The following is a 21,989-nucleotide window of genomic DNA, read 5'->3' on the forward strand; positions in this document are numbered from 1 at the left end:
CCGCCAGAACACACGCATCAGGAGTTGCCATGAAAGGCCCGCTGTCTTCGCTGAAAATCCTCGACTTTTCCACTCTGTTGCCAGGGCCCTTCGCCTCGTTGTTGCTGGCGGACATGGGGGCTGATGTGCTGCGGGTGGAGTCGCCCACGCGGATGGACCTGGTGCGCGTGCTGCCGCCCCACGACGGCGGCCAGTCCACCAGCCATGCGTATCTCAACCGCAACAAGCGCAGCATCGCCCTGGACCTGAAGCGGCCCGAGGCGGTGGAGTTGGTCAAGCAGCTGGTGAGCGACTACGACATCGTGCTGGAGCAGTTTCGCCCCGGCGTGATGGAACGTTTGGGCCTTGGCTATGAGGCGCTGAAAGCGGTCAATCCGAAGCTGATCTACGTATCGATCACCGGCTACGGCCAGACCGGCCCTTACCGCGACCGCGCCGGGCACGACATCAACTACCTGGCCCTGGCCGGCATTGCCAGTTACACCGGGCGCCGCGACAGCGGGCCGCTGCCCTTGGGCGTGCAATTGGCGGACATCGGCGGCGGCTCCCTGCATGGGGTGATGGGGCTGTTGGCAGCGGTGATCCATCGCCAGGCGACAGGGGAAGGGCAGCACGTCGACGTGAGCATGACCGACTGCGCCTTCGCCCTGCACGGCATGGCAGGGGCGGGCTACCTGGGTGCCGGCGTGGAGCCGGACATGGAGAACCAGGCGCTCAATGGCGGAAGTTTCTACGACTACTACCGCACCCGAGATGGCCGCTGGTTCTCGGTGGGCAGCCTGGAACCGCAGTTCATGCAGCAGTTCTGTGCTGCTATCGGCCAGCCTGAACTGGCAGCCAAGGGCCTGTCACCCAAGCCCGAAGACCAGCGCGAACTGAAACGGGCCATCGAGATCGAGTTCGAGAAGCGCGACTTTGCCGAGTGGGCGGAGGTCTTCGCCGCCCTGGACGCCTGCGTTGAGCCGATGCTGCCGCTGTCCGAGGCGGTGGAGCACCCGCAGATCAAGGCCCGCAACCTGGTGGTGGAGGTGCCGCGCGACGGCCTTGCGCCGCAGAAGCAGATCGCCTGCCCGATCAAATTCTCCGCAGGGCTGCCTGCACCGCGCCATACCGGCGGGGCCGTGGGGTCGCATACCGCCGAAGTGCTAGCTGGGCTGGGGTTGAGCGCAGAGCAGATCGAGGCACTGAAAGCCGCGAAGGTGGTGGGGTAGGGAATGCGGGAGTCCTGTGGGGGCGAATGAATTCGCTCCCACAGGAAAAAACTCGACTCGTAGGATGGGTGGAGCTTGCGATACCCATCGATCCGGGCCGCATGGGTTTCGTGTCTCAACCCATCCTACAGCCCTCTTAAACCCGGCTCTGTTCCCCGCTGAACACCAGCGTTACCCGGCAACGCCTGCAGTAGTAGCGGCGGCCGCGTGCGACCAGGGCGTGGCGCTGGGCCGAGAAGGGGTGGCCGTCGGGACAGGCGCAGCGGTAGAGGTAGCGTGTCACCTGCCGCCGTTTCACCTCATAGGTGTGGCAGCGATTGGGCGGCAGTTCGTAGACCCCGCGCATGATCAGCTGCCACTCCTCGCCATGGGGCTGGATGCGTGGGCCGAACAGTTGGTGGGCCACCAGGTGCGCGACTTCGTGCGCCACTGTCTGGCGCAGGAAGTCTTCCTGGTTTTCGCGGTAGAGCTGCGGGTTGAAGCGCAGCTTGTTCTCGTCCAGATGGGCGACGCCGGCCTTCTGCCCACGCAGCTTGAAGCTCACTTCGGGGCGGGGGAACCGGCATTTGAAAAAGGCTTCGGCCTGTTGGTAGCAGGCCTCGACGCGGGCAAGTAGCTGCTCGGGCATAGGGCACTCCGTTGGCGCGGAATTATGCCGCAAAGCGGTTGCTGCCCAAAGGTGGTGACGCCGAGCGGTCATTCCCGGCCAAAACAAGAGGCCGCCCGCAGGCGGCCTCCTGGTCAGCGAGAGTTTTCAGCTGGTGTACACCGGCCCCAGGCCGAAGCCCCAGAGGATTACGGCGGAGGCGATCATCGCCACCAGCACCACCAGGCCCACTGCCAGCACCGAGCTGGAGAACAGGAAACCTTCGTCCTTCGGAATGTTCATGAAAGTCGGTATGCCCACATAAAGCAGGTAGACCGTGTAGCAGATGGCTAATGTGCCTACCGTTGCGCCGAACCAGAGGTGCGGGTAGAGCGCCGCGAGACCGCCGATGAACAGCGGGGTCGCGCAGTAAGCGGCAAACACGATGCACTCGGTAACGCTCGGATTGGCGTCGTAGGTGCGCGCCATCCAGTGGATGAATCCGCCCATCACTGCCACGCCGGCGAGCATCGCCAGGTAGGACATGATGGACATCTGCAACGCGCTGGCCTGGGTGAGCATCACGGGATCGCCCTTGCCCAGTACCCAGCCGACCTGGGTGGTGCCGATATAGGCAGAAATCACGGGAATTGCAGCAAGGATCAGGACGTGGGTGAGGTACATGTGGCTGACGCTTTCCTCTTCGCCACGGATCTCTTGCCACTCTTGATCGGGATGGGTGAAGAGCCCCCAAACGTGGTGGATCATGCTGAACACCTCCTCATTATTATGAGGTCGCCCCCCAGACAAGCGCCGGGGGTGCGTAGCCAGCGCCACCCGGTGCCCGGCCGACCTATGCGACCTTATGTCGCAGTATAGGCAGGCTGATCGGCGTCGCCTTAGAGCGAATCGAAGATTCAGCCTCAGCTGTAATAGCGTTGAAGTATTTCCATGGCCTTGTTGATCGATTGCAGGCGCGACGTGCTGCCACCGCGATCAGGGTGGTGCTGGCTCACCAGTTGCCGGTAGCGCTGCTTGATCACGGCCAGGCTGAGGGGCTGGCTGCCGTTGTGCAGGCCGAACAATTCCAGCGCCGCGAGCTTCTCCTCGCTGCCCTGCATGCGGGTCCAGAAGCTGGCCAGCAGGCGTTCCACGTCTTCTTCGGTCGTGTCCCGCAGGTTCTTCAGGTCCAGGTAATAGTCGCGCAGCGGGTCCAGCTCGCTTAGGGAGGAAGTGGTGCCGGGCTTGTATGGCAGTAGCTGCACGCACAAGGGGCTGATGGCGAGCTGCGCCTGGCCCGCAGCGTTGAGGTGGTCGCGCAGTCGGTAGAGGGCGTTGAACACCAGGAAGTGGGTGCGGAACAGCACCAGCCTGTCGGTGAGTTCCAGATGGGGAATGTGGGTGGAGTGGTGAGCCTTGAGTGCCTGGATCAGTTGATACTCGCTCAGGCCCTCGGGCGCCCCGCGCAATAGTTCGTGGAGCTGATCGCTCAGGTCTTGGTTGGGGTCGAGGTCGTGGCTCATCGGCGGGAGCCTAGCACAGGCTGATAATGGGGCTGGGGCCGCGCGCGCTTTGTGCGTAAAATAGCCAGCTTTTCGCATCTCCCCCGGATTTCAGAGCACCATGGGCACCCTTTCGGTCAACCAGAACAAACTGCAGAAACGCATCCGCCGCCTGGCCGGCGAAGCCATCGCCGACTTCAACATGATCGAGGATGGCGACAAGGTCATGGTCTGCCTGTCCGGCGGCAAGGACAGCTACACCATGCTGGACGTGCTGCTGTACCTGCAGAAGGTTGCGCCGATCAAATTCGAGATCGTCGCAGTGAACATGGACCAGAAGCAGCCCGGCTTCCCGGAACACGTCCTGCCGGCCTATCTGGAATCCATTGGCGTTCCGTACCACATCATCGAGAAGGACACCTACTCGGTGGTGAAGGAGAAGATCCCGGAAGGCAAGACCACTTGCTCGCTCTGCTCGCGCCTGCGCCGCGGCACCCTCTACACCTTCGCCGACGAAATCGGCGCGACCAAGATGGCCCTGGGTCACCACCGCGACGACATCCTGGAAACCTTCTTCCTCAACATGTTCTACGGCGGCACCCTCAAGGCCATGCCCCCGAAGCTGCGTGCCGACGACGGCCGCAACGTGGTGATTCGTCCGCTGGCCTACTGCAACGAGGCCGACATCGAGGCGTACTCCATCCTCAAGGAGTTCCCGATCATCCCGTGCAACCTCTGCGGCTCCCAGGAAAACCTGCAGCGCCAGGTGGTCAAGGAAATGCTCAACGACTGGGAGCGAAAGTCCCCGGGCCGTACCGAGATCATGTTCCGCGCCCTGCAGAACGTGGTGCCCTCGCAGCTGGCCGACCGCAACCTGTTCGACTTCGCCAACCTGCGCATCGACGAAACCGCGGCGCCGCGTACCCTCGACGTGGTCAATATCTGACCTGCCCTTGTAGGAGCGAGCTTGCTCGCGAAGGCTCGCCAGCAAGCTGGCTCCTAAAGGGAATCGTTTCCGCATCGAAAGGACACTGCATGCGCGACTACCGTTGGCTCCACGAGTACTGCCTGAACCGCTTCGGCTCCGCCGAGGCCCTGGAAGCACGTCTGCCGCAACCGCGCAGCGAAGCCGAGCTGCGCGCACTGAGTGACGACCGTTATCTGTCGCTGATGGCCTTGCGGGTGTTCCGTGCAGGCCTCAAGCACAGCCTGGTGGACGCCAAGTGGCCCGCCTTCGAAGAGGTGTTCTTCGGCTTCGACCCGGAGAAAGTGGTGCTGATGGGCGCCGAGCATCTGGAGCGTCTGATGCAGGACGCGCGACTGATCCGCCACCTGGGCAAGCTCAAGAGTGTGCCGCGCAATGCGCAGTTCGTGCTGGACGTGGCCCGGGAGAAAGGCAGCTTCGGCGCGCTGATCGCCGACTGGCCGGTGACCGACATCGTCGGCCTGTGGAAGTACCTGGCCAAGCATGGCAACCAGTTGGGCGGGTTGTCGGCGCCGCGCTTCCTGCGCATGGTCGGCAAGGACACCTTCATTCCGACCGATGACATGGTTGCGGCCCTCAAGGCCCAGGACATTATCGACAAGGCGCCCACCAGCCAGAAAGATCTGGCCCAGGTCCAGGCGGCCTTCAACCAGTGGCATGCCGAAAGCGGCCGCCCGCTGTGCCAGCTGTCCGTGATGCTGGCCCATACCGTCAATCACTGAGCCGCGACGGGCGCTCGGCGCCGGCCGGCAGAGGAGGGGAGCATGTCGGATATCCAGCGCGTGGCATCAGCCATCAAGGCGGCCGAGCGAATCCTGGTCATCACCGGGGCCGGGCTGTCGGCTGATTCGGGGTTGCCCACCTATCGCGGATTGGGTGGGCTCTACAACGGCGTGACGGAGGAGGGGTTGCCTATAGAAGAGGCACTCTCCGGGCCGATGCTGCGGCGCAACCCGACGCTCTGCTGGAAGTACCTCGCCCAACTCGGCCGCGCCTGTCTGGGCGCCCGGCCGAACGCCGGTCATGAAGCAATCGCCCAGCTGCAGCGGCTCAAGCCCGAATGTTGGGTGCTGACCCAGAACATCGATGGCTACCACCGCCAGGCGGGCTCGCCGCCGGAGCGGCTGATCGAGATCCATGGCGAGTTGTCGCCGCTCTACTGCCAGTCCTGCGGGGCGGAAAGTTCTGACCTTGCCCGACATCTGGCAGGAGAAATGCCTCCCAAATGCCATGAATGTGGTGGTATTCTCCGCCCACCCGTGGTGCTGTTCGAAGAAATGCTCCCAGAGCAGGCCATCGACAGCCTCTACGCCGAGCTACGCAAGGGATTCGATGCGGTGATCTCGGTGGGAACCACGGCGAGCTTTCCTTACATCATCGAGCCCGTCATCCGCACCCGCCAAGCAGGCGGTTTCACCGTGGAAATCAATCCGGCGCTCACCGACCTCAGCCCCGTCGTCGATGTTCACCTCAGAGGAAAGGCCTTAGATGTTTTGCAAGGACTGCTGAGTCACATTTCGGGCGATTAAATTTGCAAATGGATTTGATAGCGGGCATAGTCGCGCCTTCATCAGAAACCATTCGACACGGTCGTGCCCATGCTGAAGCGCTTCGCACCCCTCGTGCCTCTCACCTTCGCTCTGTTTCTCGCCGCTTGCGCAGGCAATGTGCAGCAGCAACCGCAATCCCAGGCCCAGGCTCCCGTAGCCGACGGCGCACCCGATTCGCTGCTGGCGGATCGTGGGCCCACCGCCCTGGATCTTGCCAACCTCACCGACGATGAGCCCTACCAGATGCCGTCCCTGGCCGATGGCCTGCTGGAGCGCGGTTTCGAGCTGGTGGGTACTCCATATCGCTTCGGTGGCCGTTCCATGAAGACCGGCTTCGATTGCAGCGGTTTCGTCGGTTACCTGTTCAAGGAAGAGGCTGGTATCCAGCTGCCGCGTTCCACTCGCGAAATGATCAACCTGGATGCTCCGGTGATCGCTCGTAGCGAGCTGAAGCCCGGCGACATCGTGTTCTTCAACAATCGTGGCCGCGGCCGCGTCAGTCACGCCGGCATCTATATCGGCGATGATCGCTTCATCCACTCCAGCAGCAGCCGCAGCGGTGGTGTGCGCGTCGACAGCCTCGACGACCGCTACTGGAAGGCCAGCTACATGGAAGCCAAGCGCGTCCTGGCCATGAATACCCCGACTCGCCACCTGCTGCATCGCTGATCCAGCCGGCGCGAGACGACAAGCCGAGGCGGCCCTAAGTGGCCGCCTCGGCTTTTTTCTGCCCGGTCGTGCAGCTTTCGCTTGCAATATCACTGTGAGATCAGCAAATTAGCGTGCATTCCTCAAGTCAGGACTGACTTGCCATGCTCGCACTGAACCGCCTCGCCATCATCACCCTGGCTGCGCTGCTCACCGCTTGTGCGGGCAAGTCACCGCCGCCTTATTCCCCTCCCGCTGTCACCAGCCCTGCCCACTCGTTCTCGCCCGTAGCCGAAGACGTGTTGTTCCGTGCCCTGGGCCTGGTGGGCACGCCCTATCGCTGGGGCGGCAACACCCCTGACAGCGGGTTCGACTGCAGTGGCCTGATCGGCTACGTCTACCGTGACGCCGCGGGTATCGCCCTGCCGCGCTCGACGCGCGAACTGATCTCCATGCGTACACCCAGCATTAGCCTCAATGCCCTGCAAAGCGGCGACCTGGTGTTCTTCGCCACCAATGGCGGCGGGCAGGTCAGCCATGCCGGTATCTATGTAGGCGAGGGGCGTTTCGTCCACGCGCCGCGCACCGGCGGAACGGTGCGTCTGGACAGCCTGTCGAACAGCTATTGGCAACGCAGCTATCTCAGCGCCAAGCGCGTAATCTTCGATCCACGCCTGGCCCAATCCCACTGAGGTTGTCATGACCAACCGCACGCTGAACCTCGACGACGCCCTCTACGGCTACCTCCTCGATGTTTCGCTACGGGACACGCCGCTGTTGCAGCGGCTGCGCGCCGAAACCGCCGCCATGCCCATGGCGCGCTGGCAGATCGCCCCGGAGCAGGGCCAGTTCATGGCCTTGCTGGTCAAGCTCACCGGCGCTCGTCGCATCCTCGAAGTGGGCACCTTCACCGGCTACAGCGCCCTGTGCATGGCGGCGGAACTGCCGGCTGACGGCCGGATGATCTGCTGTGACCTGCCCGGCGACTACAACGCCATCGCCCGTCGCTATTGGCGGGAGGCGGGGCTGGCCGAACGCATCGAGCTGCGCCTGGCGCCGGCACTGGATACCCTGGCGAGCCTGGAAGATGGCAGCCTCGACCTGATCTTCATCGACGCCGACAAGGCCAACTATCCGGCCTACCTGGAAGAGGCCCTGCGCCTGGTGCGCCAGGGCGGGCTGATCCTCTTCGATAACGTGCTCTGGAGCGGTCGCGTGCTGGAAGCCGAGCCGGACAACGACGACACCCGCGCCATTCAGGCCCTGAACCTGACCCTGAAGACTGATGAACGCATCGACCTGTCGCTGCTGCCCGTGGGCGATGGGCTGACGCTCTGCCGCAAGCGCTGACGGGCATGCCCGAACCGATACGCCTGCCGCCCCAGCCCGATGCCTGCGAGTTGTGTGGCCGGCCTGCCGCGCTCACCCGTCATCACCTGATTCCCAAGGCCCTGCACGACAAGCCCTACGTGCAGAAGCGCTACGCGAAAAACGAGCGCATCACCGCCACCCTCTGGGTGTGCAGGCCCTGCCACAACCAGATCCACAAGCTGTTCAGCGAAAAGGAGCTGGCCCTGAACTACAACAGCCGGGAGGCCCTGTTGGGTGACGAGCGCCTGCGCACCTTCGTCGACTGGCTGGCGGGCAAACCCGCCGGCTTCAGTCCGAGGCATTGAATGGCACGTGTCTGCTTGCAGACGGGGCCGGGACGTAGGGTGCGGTTGACCGAAGCGAAACCCATCAATGATGCGTTGGGTTTCGCACCGCTTTAACGGAGCGCCGCCTGCACTAATCTGCGGTATGCCTCGCGATTGACTTCAACGCATCAGGCAATAATTGATGAGTTGCTCCTCGATGCTCTGCCGCTGGCGCAGGAACAGTGCCACCACCACCTGCGCCTCGGGCTCAAGGTGGCGATAGAGGATGCGGTACTCGCCGATATGCAGCTCCCGGTAGTGGCGAATCCCCAGAAGGGCGGCCTGCTCGCACACCGGAGCGGCCAACGGGTGTGACTTCAAGTGCTTCTCGGCGCGCCTGACCAGCTCGATCAGCCGCGCCTGGGCTTCGTCGACGCCGTGATAGGGCGTGAGGTGGTGGACCTGGGCAATCAGGCTTTCTTCGGCTGTCGAGGCGTAGGCGATCTCAATCGTCCTGCTCATCCCGGGCATCTCCTGGTGTTCCCTGGGCAGTGGGGCTGCGCTGCTTGAGGCGTTCCAACAGGGTGTCACCCGAGATCAAGCGGCCTTCGGCTGCATCGCAGTCGGCGAAGGACAACAGCTTGATCAGCGCCAACGCTTCGTCACGGCGCTGGCGCTCGGCGTAGGACTCGACCACATAGGCCGGCACACCGTTCTGGGTAATCACCATGGGCTCGCTGAGGTCCAACGAGGCAGCATGCTGCTTCAGGTAACTGATGGTCTGGATTTTCATAGCGACTCCTAGGTGGTGTGGGCGAGGCATCCCGGCGGGATGAAGCGCCCCAGAGAGAATGAATGGGGTGGGCCGTTTATAGTCCGAATACAGACTGGTGGCAAACGGCAAATTCGCCCCTGGCTTCCGCTTGTCTTGCGAGTTTTCGCTCGGCGGCAGCTATGGCGTGAGCCGAGGGTAGGGGTTGGTGGACACGAAAGGCGATGTCCACTCTGGTTGATCTGTCAGGTTTGACGCTCATCCGCCAACCCTCTAACCTTCGCCGCTGCCTCAGGTGCCCCGTGGATCTGAACTACGGGGTGAAACAGGGAAGCCGGTCCATTCCGATGAAGAATCCGGCGCTGCCCCCGCAACGGTAGGCGAGTAGAAGTCGCAATCGGCCACTGTGCTAACGCATGGGAAGGCGCGGCACAGGAGCTCAGCTCCACTCGCAAGCCCGGAGACCGGCCTGTCGCAACCTGGGCATCGCGGAGCCTTCCGCATGCAGTACCCCCTACAGATGTCGCGCGGGTGGCACGACGGAGATCCAACCTTGATTCGCAAGCCTTTCATCAGGCCGGCGGCGCTTGCGCTGCTCGGCGGTACGTCCGTTTCCCCTTTCCTGGCCGCAGCGCCCCTGACGCTGGATGAGCAGGTCGTCACCGCTACCCGCAGCGAGCAGCCGGTGCGCGCCAGTCTTGCTGCCACCACCGTGATCGACCGCGAAGAGATCGAGCGCAGCCAGGCACAATCCGTCCCCGACCTGCTGCGCAAGGTGCCGGGCGTCACCCTCAGCAACAACGGCGGGCCGGGCAAGAACACCACGCTGTTCATGCGCGGCACAGAGTCCGATCACGTGTTGGTGCTGATCAATGGCGTCAAGGTTGGCTCGGTGAGCGCCGGCCTGACGGCCTTCCAGGACCTGCCTGTCGAGCTGATCGAACGCATCGAAGTCGTCCGTGGGCCGCGCTCCAGTCTTTATGGCTCCGAAGCCATTGGCGGCGTGATCCAGATATTCACCCGCAAAGGCGGCAAGGAAGGGGCCAAGCCTTGGTTCTCCGCAGGCTACGGCACTCACGACAGTTATGAAGGCAGCGCTGGCGTGTCCGGTGGCGATGGCAAAGCCTGGTACAGCCTCGGCGTTAGCAGCCAGGACACCGACGGCATCAACGCCAAGAAACCGGAAAGATTCGATCCCACCATCTATGAGCCCGACAGCGATGGGTACCGGAATAACTCTGGCAATTTACGCGCGGGCTATCGATTCGATAACGGTCTAGAGCTGGATGGCACAGCGCTGAGATCCCAGGCGCACAACGATTACGACGGAATCTACGACGAGTGGGATACCGGCCGCAGAGTCGGTTTTCGCTCCAATTCGGATGTGGAACAGACCGTGCTGGGCGGTCGTGCCCGGTACTCGCCGTTGGAGCCCTGGACCGTCACGCTTCAAGTCGGCCGGAACGATGACAAGTCCAAGGATTATCGCGATGGGGCCTTTGATACTCGTATCGATACACGCCGCGACAGTGCGGCGTGGCTGAACGATTTCACCCTCGCCGATGGTCATGTCCTGACGGCGGGCGTGGATTGGCAGCATGAGCAAGTCAGCAGCACTAAGACTTTTGGCAGAGACTCACGACTGAACAGAGGCTGGTTCGCCCAGTATCTGGGCGAGCACGGGCGCCAGGACTGGCAACTCAGTCTGCGTCGCGACGACAACGAGCAGTTCGGCACCCACGACACCGGCAATGCCGCCTGGGGCTACGCCCTGACCGACGCCGTGCGCTTCAGCCTGAGCTACGGCACCGCCTTCAAGGCGCCCAGCTTCAACGAGCTGTACTACCCGGGCTACGGCAACCCCGACCTGGACGCGGAAACCTCGGAAAGCTTCGAAGCTGGCCTTGCCGGTCAACACGACTGGGGCCGCTGGTCGATCAACGCCTACCGTACCCATGTGGACGACCTGATCGCCTACGACTCCACCCTCGGCCTCTATGGCGGCCCCAACAACATCGGCAAGGCGCGCATCGACGGCCTGGAGCTGGTCCTCGGTAGCCAGTGGCTGGGCTGGGACTGGAACGCCAACGCCACCTTCCTCGATCCGCAGAATCGCGAGTCCGGCGCCAATTCGGGCAACGATCTGCCGCGTCGTGCGCGCGAGGTGTTCAATCTGGACCTGGACCGACGCATCGGCCGCTTCGGCATCGGCGCCACGCTGCATGCCGAGGGTCGCAGCTACAACGACCTGGCCAACCGCGAACGCGTGGCCGGCTACGCTACCGTCGACCTGCGCGGCGAGTACTGGCTGGCCGAGGAATGGCGCCTGCAGGCCAAGGTGACCAACCTGCTGGACGCCGACTATGAAACCGCTCTGGACTACAACCAGCCGGGGCAGGCAGTGTTTTTCACCGTTCGCTATCAAGCGCTTTGAGGGGATCACCCATGACCGAATCCGCAGATCGCGATGTCCGCCACAAGGCCCGCATGCAACGCAAGAAGGCCGTGGTCGACGAGAAGATCGCCCAGGCCCAGGACGAATACGGCCTGCTGCTGGTTCATACCGGCAACGGCAAGGGCAAGAGCAGCTCGGCCTTTGGCATGGTCGCCCGCGCCTTGGGGCACGGCCTCAAGGTGGGGGTGGTGCAGTTCATCAAGGGCGGCATGTCCACCGGTGAAGAGAGCTTCTTCCGCCGCTTCCCCGAAGAGGTCAGCTACCACGTGATGGGCGAGGGCTACACCTGGGACACCCAGGACCGCCAGCGCGACATCGAGAAGGCCCGTGCCGCCTGGGCCGTAGCCCGCAGCCTGCTGGACGACCCGCAGATCGGCCTGGTGGTGCTGGACGAGCTGAACATCGCCCTTAAGCACGGCTACCTGGAGCTGGACGAGGTGCTGCGCGACATTGAGTCCCGTCCTGAACACCAGCACGTGGTCGCGACCGGCCGGGGCGCGCCCCAGGGCCTGATCGACGCCGCCGACACCGTCACTGAGATGAGCCTGGTCAAGCACGCCTTCAAGGCCGGCGTTAAGGCCCAGAAGGGCGTGGAGTTCTGATGTCGGGCACCGTCGCTGCTTTTACCCCCTCTCCCTTCAGGGAGAGGGCCGGGGAGAGGGCCACCCATGCCTGACGCGAAATCCCTCACTCCTCTCCCAGCGGGAGAGGGGAGACAATGTCCCGCCCTGCTGATCGCCGCCCCCGCTTCCGGCCAGGGCAAGACCACGGTCACCGCCGCGCTCGCACGCCTGCACACCCGACAAGGCAAGCGGGTACGGGTGTTCAAGTGCGGGCCGGATTTCCTCGACCCGATGATCCTCGCTCGCGCGTCGGGCGCACCGGTCTATCAGTTGGACCTGTGGATGGTGGGCGAGGCGGAAAGTCGCCGCTTGCTCTGGGAAGCCGCAGGGGAGGCCGACCTGATCCTGACCGAGGGCGTGATGGGGCTGTTCGACGGCTCGCCCTCGGCGGCCGATCTGGCGCGTCACTTTGGCGTGCCGGTGCTGGGTGTAATCAATGGCGCCGCCATGGCGCAGACCTTCGGTGCCCTGGCCGTGGGGCTGGCCACCTACCAGCCCGGCCTGCCTTTTGCCGGCGTGCTCGGCAACCGGGTCGGCAGCCAGCGCCACAGTGACCTGATCCGCAACAGCCTGCCGGACTGGATCCGCTGGTACGGCTCCCTGCCGCGCAGCGCCGATGTGGAGTTGCCCAGCCGCCACCTGGGCCTGGTGCAGGCCGAGGAACTGGCCGACCTGGATGCGCGCCTCGACGCCGCCGCCGACGCCCTGGCTGCCAGCGCGGAAGTGGCCCTGCCCCCGGCGGTGAACTTCAGCGCCCCCGAGCCGCAGGCGCTGGGTGACGGTCTGGCTGGTGTGCGCATCGGCGTGGCGCGGGATACCTCCTTCGCCTTTCTCTATCAGGCCAACCTGGACTTGCTCCAGCGCCTGGGGGCCGAGCTGGTGTTCTTCTCGCCGCTGGCGGATGAGCGCCTGCCTGAGGTGGACAGTCTCTACCTGCCGGGCGGCTACCCCGAGCTGCACCTGCGCCAACTGGAAGGCAACCGCGCCATGGCGGAGGCCATCCGCGCCCACCATGAAGCGGGCAGGCCGATCCTCGCCGAGTGCGGCGGCATGCTCTACCTGCTGGAAGCCCTGACCGACGTGGCTGGCGAATCCGCTGAGCTGGTCGGTCTGCTGCCCGGTCGCGCTACCCTGCAGAAGCGCCTGGCGGCCCTGGCTCTTCAGGAAGCGCCACTGCCGGAAGGCAGCCTGCGCGGCCACACCTTCCACCATTCGTTGCTGGATTCGCCGCAGGAACCCCTGGTGCGCGGCCTGTGCCCGAACGACAAACCGGTGGCCGAGGCAGTGTTCCGCAGGGGCCGTTTGACCGCCTCCTACATTCACTTCTACCTGCCGTCCAATCCACGGGCGGCCGTGGAGCTGTTCCGACCATGAGCGAGCATGCCTTCAGCCCTGACGAACGGGCAGCGGTCTACCGCGCCATTGCCGAGCGCCGCGACATGCGCCACTTCAGCGGCGGTGAGGTTGCGCCCGAGGTGCTGGCTCGGCTGCTGGAGGCGGCGCACCATGCGCCCAGTGTCGGGCTGATGCAGCCCTGGCGGTTTATCCGCATCACCTTGCAAGGGCTGCGCGATGGTATTCACGCGCTGGTGGACGCCGAACGGATAAGCACCGCCGAAGCCCTGGGTGAACGCTCCGACGAGTTCATGAAACTCAAGGTAGAAGGCATCCGCGATTGTGCCGAACTGCTGGTGGCCGCCTTGATGGACGGACGTGAGGCCCATGTATTCGGCCGCCGCACCCTACCGGAAATGGACCTGGCCTCGCTCTCCTGCGCTATCCAAAACCTCTGGCTGGCCGCCCGCGCAGAAGGCTTGGGAATGGGCTGGGTTTCGCTGTTCGATCCCGCTGCCCTGGCTGACCTGCTCGGCATGCCCGCAGGCAGCAAGCCCATGGCGGTGCTCTGCCTGGGGCCGGTCACCGAGTTCTACCCGGCGCCCATGTTGGCGCTGGAAGGCTGGGCCCAGCCGCGTCCGCTGGCCGAGCTGGTGTTCGAGAACCAATGGGGGGAGCGCCCATGAGCCTGGGTTTCCTCACGCTCGGCGCCGTGGCGCTGGATGCCCTGTTCGGTGAGCCCAGGGGCTGGCACCCGCTGGTGGCTTTCGGCAGGCTCGCCAACCGCCTGGAGCAACGCTTCAACACGGGGGGCCGTGGCTGGCGCAGTCATGGCGTGAGTGCCTGGGTACTCGCCGTGCTGCCGCTGACCTTCGCTGCCTGGCTGCTTTCGGAACTGCCCTATATCGGTTGGCTGGTGGGCGTCATTGCGCTCTACGCCGCCATTGGCCTGCGCAGCCTCAATGAGCACGCAGAGCCGGTCGCCAGCGCGCTGCAAGCGGGGGACTTGCCGGAAGCACGCAAGCGCGTCGGCTACATGGTCAGTCGCGAAACACGCGAGCTGGACGAAGCGGCCGTGGCCCGCGCCGCTACCGAGTCGGTGCTGGAAAACGGCAGTGACGCGGTGTTCGCTGCGCTGTTCTGGTTCGCCGTGGCGGGTGCGCCCGGAGTGGTGCTGTACCGCCTTTCCAACACGCTGGACGCCATGTGGGGTTACCGCAACGAGCGCTTCGAGCGCTTTGGCTGGGCCGCTGCGCGCATCGACGACGTCCTCAACTACATCCCGGCCCGGCTGGTGGCCCTGACCTACGCGGTGCTCGGCAAAACCAGCCTGGCCCTGCGCTGCTGGCGCAGCCAAGCGCCGCAGTGGGACAGCCCCAACGCCGGGCCGGTGATGGCCGCCGGCGCGGGCGCCCTGGGCGTGGCCCTCGGTGGCCCGGCGGTCTACCACGGCGAACTGCACGACCGCCCGCGACTGGGCGAAGGTCCGGCCGCTCGCGCCGAAGACATCCGTCGTGCGATGGACCTGGTGCGCCAGGGGGTGATGCTCTGGCTCGCGGCGCTGATCATCGGAGGCTGGCTCCTTGCTTGAACATGGCGGACGGCTGCGTGCGGCGGCGCAGCGCTACGGCATAGCCGAGGCCGAGTGGCTCGACCTGTCCACCGGCATCGCCCCCTATGGCTGGGAACTGCCGGCCATCCCCGCGGCAGCCTGGGCGCGCCTGCCCGAGCTGGACGACGGCCTGGAACACGCGGCCCGGCGCTACTACGGCTGCGACTCGCTGCTGCCCGTTGCCGGTTCCCAGGCGGCGATCCAGGCCTTGCCGCGACTTCGCGAGCGCAGCCGGGTCGGGGTGATCTCACCCTGCTACGCCGAGCACGCCCACGCCTGGCGCCGCGAAGGGCATGAGCTGGAAGCGCTGGACGCCGACACTGCCGAGCGCGAGCTGGAACGATTCGACGTGCTGCTGGTGGTCAACCCGAACAACCCCACCGGAGAGCGACTGGCGCCACACACTCTGCTGGCCTGGCGTGCGCGTCTGGCAGAGCGCGGTGGCTGGTTGCTGGTGGACGAAGCCTTCATGGACTGCACTCCGGAGCTGAGCCTGGCGCGCCATTGCCCCTTGCCAGGGCTGTTGGTGCTGCGCTCCTTCGGCAAGTTCTTCGGCCTGGCGGGCATCCGCCTGGGCTTTGTCCTGGCCGAACCTCAACTGCTGGATCGGCTCGCCGAGTGGCTCGGCCCCTGGACGGTGAGCGGCCCGGCCCGCGCCCTGGCCAAGGCGTTGCTCCAAGACAAAGCGGGGCAGGCTCGCCAGCGGCAATCCCTGCTGCGGGACGGTCAGCGCCTGGTAGCCCTGCTGAACGACTGCGGATGGCCGCCATCCGGTGGCACGGCACTGTTCCAGCGCCTGGTCCGGGAGGACGCAACGGCCTTGCACGAATTTCTCGCCGCGCGCGGCATTCTCACCCGGCTATTCAGCGTGCCGGCCAGCCTGCGCTTCGGTTTGCCGCCGGACGAGGCGGGTTGGGAAAGGCTGCGGCGGGCCCTGATCGACTATTCCAAGGAGCGTCCATGACCACTCTGATGGTGCAGGGCACCACCTCCGACGCCGGCAAGAGCACCCTGGTGACGGCGATTTGCCGCTGGCTCAGGCGCCAGGGCGTGGCGGTGGTGCCGTTCAAACCGCAGAACATGGCCCTGAACAGCGCGGTGACCGCCGATGGCGGCGAAATCGGCCGCGCCCAGGCCGTGCAGGCTCAGGCATGTGGCCTGGCGCCCCATACCGACATGAACCCGGTGCTGCTCAAGCCCAACACCGACATCGGCGCCCAGGTGATCATCCATGGCCGCGCCGTCACCAGCATGAATGCCGCCGCCTACCACGACTACAAGAAGGTCGCGATGGCCGCGGTGCTGGAGTCCCACCAGCGCCTTGGCAGCCAGTATTCGGTGGTGCTGGTGGAGGGCGCTGGCTCCCCGGCAGAGATCAACCTGCGCGCCAACGACATTGCCAACATGGGCTTTGCCGAGGCGGTGGACTGCCCGGTGATCCTGGTCGCCGATATCGACCGGGGCGGCGTTTTCGCCCATCTGGTGGGCACCCTGGCGCTGCTCTCGCCCAGCGAACAGGCGCGGGTGAAGGGCTTCGTCATCAACCGTTTCCGGGGCGATATCGGCCTGCTCAAGCCGGGCCTGGACTGGCTGGAGCAACGCACCGGCAAGCCGGTGCTCGGCGTGCTGCCGTACCTCACCGACTTCCACCTGGAGGCCGAGGACGCCATTGACCTGCGCCAGGCAGCCAAGGCCGGAGAACTGCTGCGGGTAGCGGTGCCGGTGTTGCCGCGCATCAGCAACCACACCGACTTCGACCCGCTGCGCCTGCACCCGCAGGTACAACTCAGTTTTGTCGGCCCGGGCCAACCCATTCCGCCGTCGGACCTGATCATCCTGCCCGGCTCCAAGAGCGTGCGCGCCGACCTCGCGCGCCTGCGTGAACACGGTTGGGACCAGGCGCTGCAGCGTCATCTGCGCTACGGCGGCAAGGTGCTCGGCATTTGCGGTGGCTACCAGATGCTCGGCCGCCGCATTGCCGATCCCCACGGCCTGGAAGGTCCCGCCGGGGAGAGCGCCGGCCTCGGCCTGCTGGACATCGACACCGTGCTGGAGCCCGAGAAGCAGCTGCGCAATGTCGCCGGCCACCTGCGCCTGGAAGACGCGGCGGTGAGCGGCTACGAAATCCATGCCGGTGTCACTACCGGCATTGGCCTGGAAAACCCCATGGTCACGCTGGACGACGGCCACACCGATGGCGCTCGCAGTTCCGACGGCCAAGTCATGGGCACCTACCTGCACGGCCTGTTCGAATCCTCCGAGGCGTGCGCCGCCATCCTGCGCTGGGCGGGTCTCGCCGCCGTGCAAAGCGTCGACTACCACGCCCTGCGGGAACGCGATATCGAGCGCCTTGCCGACCAGGTGGAACAGCATCTGGATACGCGGAGGCTGCAGTTACTGTGCGGGCTGTCCCCTACGGGCATGCACTCGAACCACGGCAGAACGCCCCACGAATTACGAGGTTTACCGATGCCTGAGCTCATCCTCGGCGGTGCCCGCTCCGGCAAGAGCCGGATGGCAGAGAAGCTCGCCGCTGAAAGTGGCCTCAAGGTCATCTACGTCGCCACCAGCCAGCCGCTGGACGGTGAGATGAGCGCGCGGGTCGCCCATCACCGCGCCCGCCGTCCAGAGCACTGGGGCCTAGTGGAAGAGCCGCTGGAGCTGGCCCGCGTATTGCGCGAGAGCGCCGCCGCCGACACCTGCCTGCTGGTGGATTGCCTGACCCTCTGGCTGACCAACCTGCTGATGCTGGACGACCCGGCGCGGCTCGATGCTGAGCGCGAAGCGCTGCTCGGTTGCATCGCCGAGCTGCCGGGCCGCGTGCTGCTGGTGAGCAATGAAACCGGGCTGGGCGTCGTGCCCCTGGGCGAGCTGACCCGTCGCTATGTCGACGAAGCCGGCTGGCTGCACCAGGCCCTGGCCGAACGCAGCGAACGGGTGATATTCACCGTCGCTGGCCTGCCCATGATTCTGAAGGGAGAGCCCCTATGACACTCGATTGGTGGTTGAAACCCTGCCAGCCGCTCGACCCGGTAGCCCGCGCCAAGGCCCAGGCCCGCCAGGACCAATTGACCAAACCGCGTGGCGCGCTCGGCCAACTGGAAGACCTGGCCATCACCCTTGCCGCCCAGCAGGGTCGTGAGCGGCCGTGCATCGACCGCCCCTGGTTCGCGGTGTTCGCCGGCGACCATGGCGTGGTGGAGGAGGGCGTATCCGCCTACCCGCAGGCGGTGACGGGCGAGATGCTGCGCAACTTCGTCCGCGGCGGGGCCGCCATCAGCGTGCTGGCGAAGAGCCTGGGCGCCACCCTGGAGCTGGTGGATCTGGGCACCGCCGTGCCATTGGAGCCGCTGCCAGGCGTGCTGCATTTGCAGGTGGGAGCGGGCACCGCGAACTTCGCCCGAGAGCCGGCGATGACCGCGGCCCAGTGCCTGATCGCCCTGCAGGCCGGCCATGCCAGCGTGGAGCGCGCCCTGGAAGCGGGTGCCGACCTGTACGTCGGCGGCGAAATGGGCATCGGCAATACGACCACTGCCAGTGCCTTGGCGTGTGCCCTGTTGGACCTGCCGGCCTCCTCGCTGGCTGGGCCTGGTACCGGGCTGGATGGCAAGGGTGTGGCGCACAAGATCCAGGTGATCGAGCACGCCCTGGCCCTGCACCGCGATCACTGCGACAGCCCGCAGGAAACCCTGCGTCGACTTGGCGGCTTCGAAGTGGCGGCGCTGACTGGCGCCTATCTCGCGTGCGCCCAGCAGGGCCTGCCGGTCCTGGTGGATGGCTTCATCTGCAGCGTCGCTGCGCTCTGTGCCGTACGCCTGAACCCCGCGTGCCGCGAGTGGCTGTTGTTCTCCCACCGCTCCGCCGAGCCCGGCCACATGGCCGTACTCGATGCGCTGGAAGCTCAGCCGCTGCTGGACCTGGGGCTGCGCTTGGGCGAAGGCAGCGGCGCGGCGATCGCCCTGCCGTTGCTGCGCCTGGCGTGCGAGCTGCATGACGGAATGGCCACGTTCGCCGAGGCTTCGGTATCGGACCGACCTGCATGAAGCTCGACCTTCTGCGTCATGGCGAAACCGAGCGCGGCGGCGGCTTTCGCGGCAGCCTGGACGACGCCCTGACCGATACCGGCTGGGCGCAGATGCGCTCCGGGGTCGCAGAGGCGGGCCCCTGGGATGTGCTGGTGAGTTCGCCCCTGCAACGCTGCGCGGCCTTTGCTCGCGAGCTGGAGCAGCGTCTTGGCCTGCCGCTGCACTTCGATGCCGATCTGCGCGAACTGCACTTCGGCCAGTGGGAAGGCCGCAGCGCCGCTGAGCTGATGGAAGAGCACGGCGAAGGCCTGGGCCTGTTCTGGAACGACCCCTACAGCTTTACCCCGCCGGACGGCGAGACATTGCAGGACTTCGAAGCGCGGGTCATGGCCGCAGGCGAACGCCTGCATGAGCGTTTTGCCGGTCAGCGGGTGCTGCTGGTTACCCACGGCGGGGTGATCCGCCTCCTGGTGGCGCGCGCCCGGCAACTGCCGCGTGCCCAACTGATGCAGGTGGAGGTCGCCCACGGCGAACTGTTCCGCCTGGCCGTCGACGAAAGCGGCCTGCGGGAACGCCCATGACGCCCTTGCTGATCGCCCTGCAGTTCCTCACCCGTCTGCCTGTCCGCCTGCCGGGTATGCCCGAGCCGCGAGAAATCGGGCGCTCGCTATTGTGGTACCCGCTGGTCGGCCTGCTGATCGGGGGACTGCTGCTGGCCGCAGCCTGGCTGCTGGATGGGCAGCCGATGCTGTTGTCCGCGGCGCTGCTGCTCGCGCTCTGGGTGGGGCTGTCGGGCGGTCTTCACCTGGACGGCCTGGCCGACACGGCGGATGCCTGGGTGGGCGGCTACGGCGACCGCGAACGCACCCTGACGATCATGAAGGACCCACGCAGCGGCCCCATCGCGGTGGTCGTGCTGGTGGTGGTGCTGTTGCTCAAGTTCGCGGCACTCACGGCTGTGCTGCAGGCAGGGCAATGGCTGCCCCTCGTGCTGGCCCCCTGGCTGGCGCGCGGAATGCTGCCCTTGTTGTTCCTGACCACTCCGTACGTGCGCCCGGGTGGCCTGGGCCAAGCGTTGGCCGAACACCTGCCACGCCGGGAACTGCCCCTGTGGCTGGCTGCGCAGGGCGTGGCGATGCTGGTGCTGGGCTGGTCGGCCTGGGTTGCCCTGGCCGCAGCGCTGGTGGTGTTCGGCTGGTTGCGCGGACGCTTCCTGCGGCGGCTGGGCGGCACGACAGGGGATACGGCGGGGGCGCTGGTGGAGTTGGTGGAGGTGGGGGTGCTGGTGGGTGTGGCGCTTGTCGGTTAGGCCCTCACCCCTAGCCCCTCTCCCGGAGGGAGAGGGGCTAGGGGTGAGGGTGGTTTGATAGAGAGCTCCGGCTCCTGCGTCGTCAGCCAGATTGCTTCAAGCACGGCGTTCGTCTGTTGCAATACGTCGTGGTTCCAGAAGCGCAGCACGCGATATCCGTTCGTTACGAGCCAGGCATCGCGTCTAGAGTCGACGGGATTCTCCAGGTGCTGGCCGCCGTCGAGTTCGACGACGAGTTTGTGTTCATGGCAGTAGAAGTCTGCGAAGTAGGGCCCCAGCGGTTGTTGCCGACGAAACTTCAAGCCGGATAGCAAGCGATTGCGCAGATGCTGCCATAGCAGACGCTCCGCATCCGTCTGCTCCACCCTGAGTCTCCTGGCAAATTCGAGCCTTTCCATAAGCATCCTTGCTCAGTGAATAAAGACTCGATTGTCCGGGGTTAGCCGGCAGGAAACTTCCGATATCCGCCCCCGATTCCCCCGATTCCCCCGATCTACTCAAACACAAAATGCTCGCTCGCCAGCCCCATCACCAACGCGGTCGGCTTCAGCATGGCGGCTGCATGCCCCTTGGCACGGGGTAGCAGGCGGGCGAAGTAGAAGTCGCTGGTGGCCAGCTTGGCGCGGTAGAACTCGGTGGATTCCACGCCGCCGTCACGCAGTCGTTGGCGGGCCGCGCGTTTCTGCAGGGCCCAGGCGTAGGCGAGGGCGGCGTAGCCGGAATACATCAGGAAGTCGTGACTGGCGGTGCTCACCACGTCGCGCTCCTTGCGGGCGCGTTTCTCAGCAGGTCGACGGCCAAGCGAGCGATCTGGCCGGTGATGTCACGCACGGCCTTGCCTTGGGTCATCAGCAGCACCTTGCGGCCGAGCAGGTCGAGTGCCTGGATTGCCAGTAGTGCCTTCGTAAAGGGTGGCGATGCGGGCGTCGCGGACGATCTGCTCCATGCCGTGCTCGCGGATGTAGCCATGGCCGCCAAACACCTCTTCGCAGAGCCGGGCGCATTCGTCGAGGATGGCTTCGACCATGTCCGGAGTCGCGTCGCTGCCATTGGCCAGCGCGCGGTAATAGGCGGGGAAATCGAAGACTTCGTTGAGCAGAAAGCGCATGTCGCGCAGCGGTGCTTTGTAGCTGGGCATGGTGACCTCGGCGTGCGTTGATGGCCCGGTTTATATGGGGCGGGCAGGACGCCGGCCTTGGCAGCGGCAACGAGGTGTTCTGGCAGTTGGGACAATCGGTTCCGTTTCCGGCCACCTGCCATCGGCAGGATTCGATTGACGCTCAGGGAGATGCGGGTATATACATGCAACCCATGTTGCCGACTCAATGTCTCTGTACCAAGCTGCGCCGCGCCACACGTAACGTGACCCGGCTCTACGACGATGCCCTTGCCGGCGTCGGGGTGAATGTCGCCCAGTACTCGCTGTTGAAGAACCTGGCGCGGCTCGACCAGCCGAGTATCACCAGCCTGGCCGAAGCCATGGGGCTGGACCGCAGCACCTTGGGGCGCAACCTCAAGGTGCTGGAGGCCAAGGGGCTGGTGTTGCTGGAGGGCGGCGAGGACCAGCGCAATCGGCTGGTATCGCTGACGCCGGCTGGCCGCAACAGCCTCGACCAGGCTTTGCAGGCCTGGGAGCGTGTGCAACAGGACATGGGGCAACGCATGGGGCCGGAGAAGCGGGCAGCACTGATGGCGCTGCTGGACGATCTGGAACATATCGCCTGATATTTTCTCTGGAA

25 protein-coding genes, 2 pseudogenes and 1 riboswitch are annotated in these 21,989 nt (G+C 65.4%); of the genes and pseudogenes, 20 read left to right on the plus strand and 7 right to left on the minus strand.

What is annotated here, in order from left to right; translation table 11 throughout:
* The first annotated feature begins 29 nt into the window (after positions 1-29).
* On the plus strand, positions 30-1,211 hold the full coding sequence (locus G559_RS0114735; protein WP_028628962.1) for a CaiB/BaiF CoA transferase family protein: 1,182 nt from the start codon (positions 30-32) through the stop codon (positions 1,209-1,211).
* 136 nt (positions 1,212-1,347) lie between these two features.
* On the opposite strand, the gene G559_RS0114740 is transcribed toward G559_RS0114735, so the two are convergent.
* The 3 genes from G559_RS0114740 to G559_RS0114750 all read right to left on the minus strand — a co-directional run bounded on the left by G559_RS0114740 (position 1,348) and on the right by G559_RS0114750 (position 3,320).
* Positions 1,348-1,839, minus strand: a complete 492-nt coding sequence (locus G559_RS0114740) for a SprT family zinc-dependent metalloprotease (RefSeq protein ID WP_028628963.1) — start codon at positions 1,837-1,839, stop codon at positions 1,348-1,350.
* 126 nt (positions 1,840-1,965) lie between these two features.
* Complete coding sequence (locus G559_RS0114745; RefSeq protein ID WP_028628964.1) at positions 1,966-2,565, minus strand: Yip1 family protein; 600 nt, start codon at positions 2,563-2,565, stop codon at positions 1,966-1,968.
* A 155-nt stretch (positions 2,566-2,720) separates the two neighbouring features.
* Positions 2,721-3,320 carry a DNA-J related domain-containing protein gene (locus G559_RS0114750; RefSeq protein ID WP_028628965.1) on the minus strand — a complete coding sequence of 200 codons (600 nt, stop codon included), beginning with the start codon at positions 3,318-3,320 and terminating at the stop codon, positions 2,721-2,723.
* A 100-nt stretch (positions 3,321-3,420) separates the two neighbouring features.
* Between G559_RS0114750 and ttcA the strand changes: the two genes are divergently transcribed.
* The 7 genes from ttcA to G559_RS0114785 all read left to right on the plus strand — a co-directional run bounded on the left by ttcA (position 3,421) and on the right by G559_RS0114785 (position 8,158).
* A complete protein-coding gene (gene ttcA / locus G559_RS0114755; protein WP_028628966.1) occupies positions 3,421-4,245 on the plus strand; it encodes a tRNA 2-thiocytidine(32) synthetase TtcA in 825 nt (274 codons plus the stop codon).
* Between the two features lie 89 nt (positions 4,246-4,334).
* Positions 4,335-5,006: a DNA-3-methyladenine glycosylase I gene (locus G559_RS0114760; RefSeq protein WP_028628967.1), complete on the plus strand. Its 672-nt coding sequence runs from the start codon at positions 4,335-4,337 to the stop codon at positions 5,004-5,006.
* Between the two features lie 42 nt (positions 5,007-5,048).
* Positions 5,049-5,813 carry an NAD-dependent deacylase gene (locus tag G559_RS0114765; RefSeq protein ID WP_028628968.1) on the plus strand — a complete coding sequence of 255 codons (765 nt, stop codon included), beginning with the start codon at positions 5,049-5,051 and terminating at the stop codon, positions 5,811-5,813.
* A gap of 69 nt (positions 5,814-5,882) precedes the next feature.
* Positions 5,883-6,503, plus strand: coding sequence for a C40 family peptidase (locus tag G559_RS0114770; protein WP_028628969.1), 621 nt, complete (start codon positions 5,883-5,885; stop codon positions 6,501-6,503).
* Between the two features lie 143 nt (positions 6,504-6,646).
* The gene (locus tag G559_RS0114775; RefSeq protein ID WP_028628970.1) at positions 6,647-7,174 is read left to right on the plus strand and encodes a C40 family peptidase; all 528 of its coding nucleotides are present in this window, start codon (positions 6,647-6,649) and stop codon (positions 7,172-7,174) included.
* Positions 7,175-7,181: 7 nt separating this feature from the next.
* Positions 7,182-7,832 carry an O-methyltransferase gene (locus tag G559_RS0114780; protein ID WP_028628971.1) on the plus strand — a complete coding sequence of 217 codons (651 nt, stop codon included), beginning with the start codon at positions 7,182-7,184 and terminating at the stop codon, positions 7,830-7,832.
* Between the two features lie 5 nt (positions 7,833-7,837).
* Positions 7,838-8,158, plus strand: coding sequence for a hypothetical protein (locus G559_RS0114785; RefSeq protein WP_028628972.1), 321 nt, complete (start codon positions 7,838-7,840; stop codon positions 8,156-8,158).
* A 141-nt stretch (positions 8,159-8,299) separates the two neighbouring features.
* Here the strand turns inward: G559_RS0114785 and G559_RS0114790 are convergent, their stop codons facing one another.
* Positions 8,300-8,641 (minus strand): type II toxin-antitoxin system RelE/ParE family toxin, encoded by a 342-nt coding sequence (locus tag G559_RS0114790; protein ID WP_028628973.1) that lies wholly within the window; start codon positions 8,639-8,641, stop codon positions 8,300-8,302.
* Complete coding sequence (locus G559_RS0114795; protein ID WP_028628974.1) at positions 8,625-8,912, minus strand: type II toxin-antitoxin system Phd/YefM family antitoxin; 288 nt, start codon at positions 8,910-8,912, stop codon at positions 8,625-8,627. Before G559_RS0114795 ends, G559_RS0114790 begins: the two co-directional genes overlap by 17 nt.
* Positions 8,913-9,167: 255 nt before the next feature.
* Positions 9,168-9,378: riboswitch (cobalamin riboswitch) on the plus strand.
* Positions 9,379-9,447: 69 nt separating this feature from the next.
* Here G559_RS0114795 and btuB point away from each other — a divergent pair.
* The 11 genes and pseudogenes from btuB (at position 9,448) to G559_RS0114845 (ending at position 20,250) form a co-directional block, all read left to right on the plus strand.
* Complete coding sequence (gene btuB / locus G559_RS0114800; RefSeq protein WP_028628975.1) at positions 9,448-11,325, plus strand: TonB-dependent vitamin B12 receptor; 1,878 nt, start codon at positions 9,448-9,450, stop codon at positions 11,323-11,325.
* 11 nt (positions 11,326-11,336) lie between these two features.
* The gene (gene cobO, locus G559_RS0114805; protein ID WP_028628976.1) at positions 11,337-11,948 is read left to right on the plus strand and encodes a cob(I)yrinic acid a,c-diamide adenosyltransferase; all 612 of its coding nucleotides are present in this window, start codon (positions 11,337-11,339) and stop codon (positions 11,946-11,948) included.
* A 66-nt stretch (positions 11,949-12,014) separates the two neighbouring features.
* Entirely contained in the window at positions 12,015-13,343 is a 1,329-nt protein-coding gene (locus G559_RS0114810; RefSeq protein WP_051246678.1) for a cobyrinate a,c-diamide synthase, read from the plus strand.
* Positions 13,340-13,990 (plus strand): 5,6-dimethylbenzimidazole synthase, encoded by a 651-nt coding sequence (gene bluB / locus G559_RS0114815; protein WP_028628978.1) that lies wholly within the window; start codon positions 13,340-13,342, stop codon positions 13,988-13,990. Before G559_RS0114810 ends, bluB begins: the two co-directional genes overlap by 4 nt.
* The gene (cbiB, locus tag G559_RS0114820) at positions 13,987-14,895 is read left to right on the plus strand and encodes an adenosylcobinamide-phosphate synthase CbiB (RefSeq protein WP_028628979.1); all 909 of its coding nucleotides are present in this window, start codon (positions 13,987-13,989) and stop codon (positions 14,893-14,895) included. Before bluB ends, cbiB begins: the two co-directional genes overlap by 4 nt.
* Positions 14,888-15,880 carry a threonine-phosphate decarboxylase CobD gene (cobD, locus tag G559_RS0114825; protein WP_028628980.1) on the plus strand — a complete coding sequence of 331 codons (993 nt, stop codon included), beginning with the start codon at positions 14,888-14,890 and terminating at the stop codon, positions 15,878-15,880. Before cbiB ends, cobD begins: the two co-directional genes overlap by 8 nt.
* A pseudogene (locus tag G559_RS29005) lies at positions 15,877-17,325 on the plus strand (cobyric acid synthase); the annotation flags it as partial. The gene cobD and the pseudogene G559_RS29005, both read left to right, overlap by 4 nt.
* Positions 17,326-17,385: 60 nt before the next feature.
* Complete coding sequence (cobU, locus tag G559_RS30630; RefSeq protein ID WP_162144821.1) at positions 17,386-17,907, plus strand: bifunctional adenosylcobinamide kinase/adenosylcobinamide-phosphate guanylyltransferase; 522 nt, start codon at positions 17,386-17,388, stop codon at positions 17,905-17,907.
* Positions 17,904-18,959: a nicotinate-nucleotide--dimethylbenzimidazole phosphoribosyltransferase gene (cobT, locus tag G559_RS0114835; protein WP_028628981.1), complete on the plus strand. Its 1,056-nt coding sequence runs from the start codon at positions 17,904-17,906 to the stop codon at positions 18,957-18,959. Before cobU ends, cobT begins: the two co-directional genes overlap by 4 nt.
* Entirely contained in the window at positions 18,956-19,522 is a 567-nt protein-coding gene (gene cobC, locus G559_RS0114840; RefSeq protein WP_028628982.1) for an alpha-ribazole phosphatase family protein, read from the plus strand. The genes cobT and cobC overlap by 4 nt, the downstream gene beginning before the upstream one ends.
* On the plus strand, positions 19,519-20,250 hold the full coding sequence (locus G559_RS0114845) for an adenosylcobinamide-GDP ribazoletransferase (protein ID WP_028628983.1): 732 nt from the start codon (positions 19,519-19,521) through the stop codon (positions 20,248-20,250). The genes cobC and G559_RS0114845 overlap by 4 nt, the downstream gene beginning before the upstream one ends.
* Here the strand turns inward: G559_RS0114845 and G559_RS0114850 are convergent.
* The gene (locus G559_RS0114850; RefSeq protein ID WP_338053612.1) at positions 20,247-20,654 is read right to left on the minus strand and encodes an endonuclease domain-containing protein; all 408 of its coding nucleotides are present in this window, start codon (positions 20,652-20,654) and stop codon (positions 20,247-20,249) included. The two genes, G559_RS0114845 and G559_RS0114850, sit on opposite strands and share 4 nt — an antisense overlap.
* Positions 20,655-20,743: 89 nt before the next feature.
* A pseudogene (locus G559_RS29920) lies at positions 20,744-21,256 on the minus strand (acyl-CoA dehydrogenase C-terminal domain-containing protein); the annotation flags it as partial.
* 305 nt (positions 21,257-21,561) lie between these two features.
* On the opposite strand from G559_RS29920, the gene G559_RS0114865 reads away from it, so the two are divergent.
* On the plus strand, positions 21,562-21,975 hold the full coding sequence (locus G559_RS0114865) for a MarR family winged helix-turn-helix transcriptional regulator (protein WP_028628987.1): 414 nt from the start codon (positions 21,562-21,564) through the stop codon (positions 21,973-21,975).
* The last annotated feature ends 14 nt before the right edge of the window (positions 21,976-21,989 follow it).

It is taken from the genome of Metapseudomonas resinovorans DSM 21078, assembly GCF_000423545.1.
Taxonomy (GTDB): Bacteria; Pseudomonadota; Gammaproteobacteria; order Pseudomonadales; family Pseudomonadaceae; genus Metapseudomonas; species Metapseudomonas resinovorans.